This is a genomic window from Streptomyces alkaliphilus (genome assembly GCF_014141535.1).
GTDB classification, from domain to species: Bacteria; Actinomycetota; Actinomycetes; order Streptomycetales; family Streptomycetaceae; genus Streptomyces; species Streptomyces alkaliphilus.
Genome location: NZ_VKHT01000294.1, coordinates 1 through 5365 on the forward strand (window position 1 = coordinate 1; position 5365 = coordinate 5365).

Sequence of the window (5365 nt, forward strand, 5' to 3'; positions counted from 1 at the left end):
GCGGAGGACATCACGGGCGGGGCTGCCAGTCCTCGATGTTCCACCAGGGGCCGGCACCCAGACCGTGGTCGTGCGGCTCCAGTTGGGTGGTGACGTTCTCCCACTCGTCGTTCATCACGTAGACGTGATCGATGTGGGTGAGGAAGGTGTAGCCGGGGTTGTCCCGCAGTTCCCGCTGCACGGCGTCGTAGGCCTCGCGGCGCTCCCCCTCGTCGGCGGTGCGACGCCCGATCTCGAGCTGCTCGTCGACGGCGGGGTTGGCGTAACGCGCCATGTTGTTCCAGCCGTCGCCGGCCAGTTCGGAATGGAGCAGACCGTACAGGTCGAAGTCCGGGTCGGTGGGGTTGCCGCCACCGTTGAGGACGGCGTGGTCGTCCATGGCCGGGGCGATGACCTCCCAACTCGCGGATTCGGCCGTGATGTCGATGCCGATCCCCCGGGCGTCGGAGACGTAGGCCAGGGCGTGCTCCTGGCGCAGGCGGTCACCGGAGGGGTAGTAGAGGGTGAAGGCGGCACGCTCCCCCTCGCGCTCACGGATGCCGTCTTCGCCGACCTCCCAGCCCGCCTCGTCGAGGATTCGCGCCGCCTCCTCCGGGTCCAGGGGCCGCTCGGTGCCCTCGGCGAACCAGGGGCTCGCGGTGGGCACGGGGCCGTGGGCGACGGCCCCGGCACCGTCGAGAACGGCCTCGACGATCGCCTCCCGGTCCACGGCGATGTCCAGCGCCCGTCGGATGGCGACGTCGCCGGTGACGGGGTGGCCGGTGGGCAGGGTCACGCCGCGGAAGTCCGCGCTCGCGGCGTTGATCACCACGCGCCCGGGCTCGTCGGCGAAGCCGGCCGCCAGGCGTGGCGGGAGGACCGCCGCGTCCAACTCGCCCGCCCGCAGGCGGGTGGCGCGGGCGTCGTCGTCGGGGACGACCGCCATGGTCAGGCGCTCCACGGCGGGCGCGTCGCCCCGGTACTCCGGATTGGCCTCGAGCACGAGCTGCTCGCCCCGGCTCCAGGAGGAGAGCGTGTAGGGGCCGGTGCCGACCGGTTCGGTGTTGTAGGGGCCGGTGTTGACGTCCTGGTCGCCGAAGGCCTCCTTCGAGGCGATGGGCAGCACGGTGCGCTCGGCGAAGGGCGCGTAGGGGTGGGAGAGGGTGAAGACGACCGTGTGGTCGTCGACGGCCTCCACACGGTCCAACGCGGCGAGTTCGTCCCTGGCGGGGTTGTTGGTGCCCGGGTCGAGGATCGTCTCGTAGGTGAAGACGACATCGGCGGCGGTGAAGGGGGAGCCGTCGGAGAAGGTGACGCCCTCGCGCAGGGTGTAGGTCCAGGTGAGACCGTCCTCGCTCACCTCGGGAAGGTCGGTGGCGAGGGCGGGCACCGGGTCGAGGTTCTCATCCCGGCTCAACAGCCCGTCGAAGATCTTGGAGTTGCCGTCCCTGCCGTAGCCCAGGAGCGGGCTGAGGGTTTCGGGTTCGGTCGCGATGCCGACCACCAGGGACCGTCCCGCGCCGCCGCCGGCGGCGCTCCCCTCGTCGCCGCCGGTCTCCGACGGGGCGGAGCACGCGGTGCCGGCGAGTGCTCCGACCAGCAACGCGGTGATCACTCCGCGCATCATGCGGACCTTCGTCCGGTCATCCCTATTCATGATCGACCACTATTGCAACCTGCACGCACATGCACAAGCCCTTCCGGAAGGAGGGGAACCGCCCCCGAGTCGGAAGGCGCAGGTCACCAGGGGTTACCCTCGTAACAGCCCGTACAGGTCCATACCAATTGGTATGGACCTGATCGACTTCCCTTTTATCCGCCGTCGGGAGCGATCTTGAGAACCACCACACGCACCACCCTCGGCAGGTCGGCGTGCCTGCTCGCCACCGGTACCCTGCTCGCCGGTTGCGGCGTTCTCCCCGGTGGGAACGGGGACGTCCGGACCCTGGAGGTCTGGATGATGAATCACAGCGCGGGCGAGGAGTTCATCGACCGCGTGGTGAGTGACTTCGAGTCGGAACACGAGGGGGTGGAGGTCGAGGTCACCATCCAGGAGTGGGGAGGCATCGGGGAGAAGGTCTCCGAGGCACTCCTCAACGGCGAGGGGCCCGACGTCATCGAGGTCGGCAACACCCAGGTCGCCCAGTACGTCGACATCGGTGGGGTGCGGGATCTCACCAACCAGGTCGTGGACCTCGACGGCGACGACTGGGTGCCCGGACTCGCCGAGCCCGGCCGGGTCTACGGTCACCAGTACGGCATCCCCTTCTACGCCGCCAACCGCGTGGTGATATACCGCACGGACCTCTTCGAGGAGGCCGACATCACCGAACCGCCCGCGGACCGCGAGCAGTGGCTGGAGGCCACCCGTCTGCTGGACGAGCCCGCCGGGCAGCAGGGCATCTACCTGCCGGGGCAGAACTGGTACGTCCTGGCCGGGTTCGTCTGGGACGAGGGCGGCGAACTCGCGGTGGAGAGCGGTGGTCAGTGGCGGGGCGCCCTGGACACCCCCGAGGCCGTCAGCGCCATGGAGTTCTACGCCGAACTCCAGGGTCTGGGCGACGGCCCCCGGGACGCCGACGAGGCCAACCCGCCGCACGAGGAGGTGTTCGCCTCCGGTCGGGTGGCGCAGATCATCTCCACCCCGGGCTCCGCCCGCACCATCCTGGAGACCAACCCGGCGCTGGAGGGGAAGATCGGCTTCTTCCCGATCCCGGGCCCCGACGCGGACACCCCGGGGGCCGTCTTCACCGGCGGGTCGAACCTCATCATCACCGAGGCGTCCGAACACGGCCGGCTCGCCTACGACTTCGTCAAGACACTGACCGGTGACCGCTGGCAGACCGAACTGGCACGGAGCATGAGTCTGGTGCCCAACCGCACCACCCTCGCCGGGGCCGTGAGCGAGGACCCGGGCGCCGCCGCCATGACCGAGGGGGCGCGCAACGGCCGGGCCACACCGCAGTCCCCTCGCTGGGGCGCGGTCGAGGCGGACAACCCGATCAAGACCTATCAGTCCGCGGTCCTCGGCGGAGCCGACCCCGAAGTCGCCGGTCGGGAGGCGTCCGAGCGGATCACCGAGATGCTCAGCGGCCTGCGGACCGACGACATCGGCTGACACCTCCGCCGCTCCCCTTCCCCCGCATGACGGAGTCCGGCCCCGGGAACGTTCCCGGGGCCGGACTCCGTCATGCGGGGGAAGCTCTCGGCGGGACTCCCCTCCCTCAGGAGAGGATGAGTTCGGCGCACCCATCCGCCGCGAGGGATCGAACCGTCGCCTCCGGGTCCAGGACATCGGCGGCGAAGGAGACCCCGGGGCGCACCGAGCCCTCGAGCACCCGCAGGGCGGCGTCGGCGGTGAGGAAGGCGCTCAACTCGTAGGAGTCCTCCGCCCGCAGCACCGCGGCCCGGGAGTGCGACCCCTCGACGGAGCCCTCCCACAGCCGGAACTCCTGGCCGTACCAGGCCCCCAGTCGTGCGACGTCCTCCGCCGCGGCCGCGACGAGCGGGGCGGTGTCCGTGCCCTCCAGTGCCCAGGTCAACGCCAGTTCCTCCGCGAGGCGTTCGCCGCCGAAGACGGTGTACCAGTTCAGCTCCTCCAACCCGGTCTCCTCGGCCAGGCGCACCGCCTCGGTGGACAGGAAGGGAAAGGCCCCGACCGGGCGGGGGAAGGCGTCCAGGGCGATGTCGCGCAGCGGGGACAGCGCGCGCTCGCGCACTTCGCCCCCGTGCCAGGCGGCGGACGGCATCCCGTGCCGCGGGCCGTGACCGAGCAGGACGTCACCGGCCGCGGCGGGGGTCAGGGGTGCCACTCCGCCCAGGTGGGCGTCGAGTCGTACGGGATTCCCCGCCCGGGCGACGAGCGCGCGCGGTATCAGACCGGAGAGACCGGGCAGCGCCCCTGCCGACAGCACCAGGACCCGTCCGCCCTCCCGTCCGGCGTGTTCCTCCCCGACATCGCGCAGCCGCGCCGCCGCGGGGTCGTCCCCCGCCGCGTCCACGTAGTCCGCTCCCGCCCGCAGGGCGGCGCGGGCCACGGTGTCCAGCACCCGGTAGGACGGACCCGCGCAGTTGACCACCAGTCGGCACCGGGTGGCGAAGGCGTCGAGCGAGTCGGGATCGTCGAGGTCGGTGCGCAGCGCCCCGACCTCCGCGCCGGCCGCTCCCATCCGAGCGACCGACGCCTCCGCCCGGGCCGCGTCCCGGCCGGCCACCAGGATCGGTCCCGCGCCGGCGACCAGTAACCGTCGCACCACCGCCGCCCCGACCGCCCCGTATCCGCCGAGCACTCCGATCGCCGACTTCCACCGCATGGGCGTTCTCCTTTCTCCGGGCACCCGGGACGAGCACCATATGAAAATGATATGCATTATCAATTGGTGCGTGAGGGCGCACCTCGACGAACGCCGGAAGGATGACGACGGATGTACGACGTGATCGTGGTGGGGGGTGGACCGGCCGGACTGAACGCCGCGCTGGTCTCCGGTCGACAGCGACGCCGGGTGCTGTTGGTGGACGGCGGGGAGCCGCGCAACGCCCCCGCGTCCGAGACCCACATGTTTCTCACCCGGGACGGCACCCCGCCCGGGGAGCTTCGCCGTATCGGCCGCGAGCAACTGCGACCCTATGACGTGGAGGTGTGGGAGACCGTCGTCACCGGGGCGGTCCGCGCGGAACCCGGCTTCGTCCTCGAACTGGCCGGCGGCGAGGAGGTCCGGACGCGGAAACTGGTGCTGGCCACGGGGCAGCGGGATGTCGTGGACACCGTGCCGGGTCTGTCCGACCTCTTCGGGCGCGGCGTCTACCACTGCCCCTTCTGCCACGGCTGGGAGACCCGGGGCATGACGCTGGCCGTGCTCGGCCACGAGCCGGCCCAGGTCATGCAGGCCCTGTACGTCGCCGATCGGTTCGGCGAGGACGTGGTGGTGTGCACCGACGGCAGGCCGGTCCCCGAGCAGGCCGCCGGCCCCCTGGAGAAGGCGGGGATACCGGTCGACGAACGCCCCGTGGCCCGATTGGAGGGCCGCGAGGGCGCGGTGCGCGTCGTCCTCGGGGACGGCGGGGTGCTGGAGCGACAGGCCGTGTACCACCGCGCGCCCACCCGGCAGCGCTCCCCGCTGGCCGAACGGTTGGGCGCCGAACTGCTGCCCGACGGTCTGGTGCGGGTGGACGAGTTCCAGCGCACCTCCGTGCCGGGGCTCTTCGCGGCCGGTGACACCGCCCGTCTGGCGGCGCTGCCGGACGCGTTGACCTTCGTGGTGACCGGAGCGGCGGACGGGGCGCGCGCCGCCGTGTGGCTGGACCAGGAGCTCTTCCGGGAGGACGCCGGCCTCGGCGGCTGAGGCGCCGGGAAGAACCGGGCGGGTGGCGGGAGAACCCCGGGGCG

General features: G+C 71.8%; 4 protein-coding genes. 2 read left to right on the forward strand and 2 right to left on the reverse strand.

Going from position 1 to position 5365, the window contains the following annotated elements:
* Window positions 1-10: 10 nt before the first annotated feature.
* Window positions 11-1606, reverse strand: a complete 1596-nt coding sequence (locus tag FNQ90_RS11495; RefSeq protein WP_182606281.1) for an ABC transporter substrate-binding protein — start codon at window positions 1604-1606, stop codon at window positions 11-13.
* A gap of 207 nt (window positions 1607-1813) precedes the next feature.
* On the opposite strand from FNQ90_RS11495, the gene FNQ90_RS11500 reads away from it, so the two are divergent.
* The gene (locus FNQ90_RS11500) at window positions 1814-3097 is read left to right on the forward strand and encodes an extracellular solute-binding protein (protein WP_228471052.1); all 1284 of its coding nucleotides are present in this window, start codon (window positions 1814-1816) and stop codon (window positions 3095-3097) included.
* 106 nt (window positions 3098-3203) lie between these two features.
* On the opposite strand, the gene FNQ90_RS11505 is transcribed toward FNQ90_RS11500, so the two are convergent.
* Window positions 3204-4292, reverse strand: coding sequence for a saccharopine dehydrogenase NADP-binding domain-containing protein (locus FNQ90_RS11505; protein WP_182606282.1), 1089 nt, complete (start codon window positions 4290-4292; stop codon window positions 3204-3206).
* A gap of 111 nt (window positions 4293-4403) precedes the next feature.
* Between FNQ90_RS11505 and FNQ90_RS11510 the strand changes: the two genes are divergently transcribed.
* A complete protein-coding gene (locus tag FNQ90_RS11510; RefSeq protein WP_182606283.1) occupies window positions 4404-5321 on the forward strand; it encodes an NAD(P)/FAD-dependent oxidoreductase in 918 nt (305 codons plus the stop codon).
* The last annotated feature ends 44 nt before the right edge of the window (window positions 5322-5365 follow it).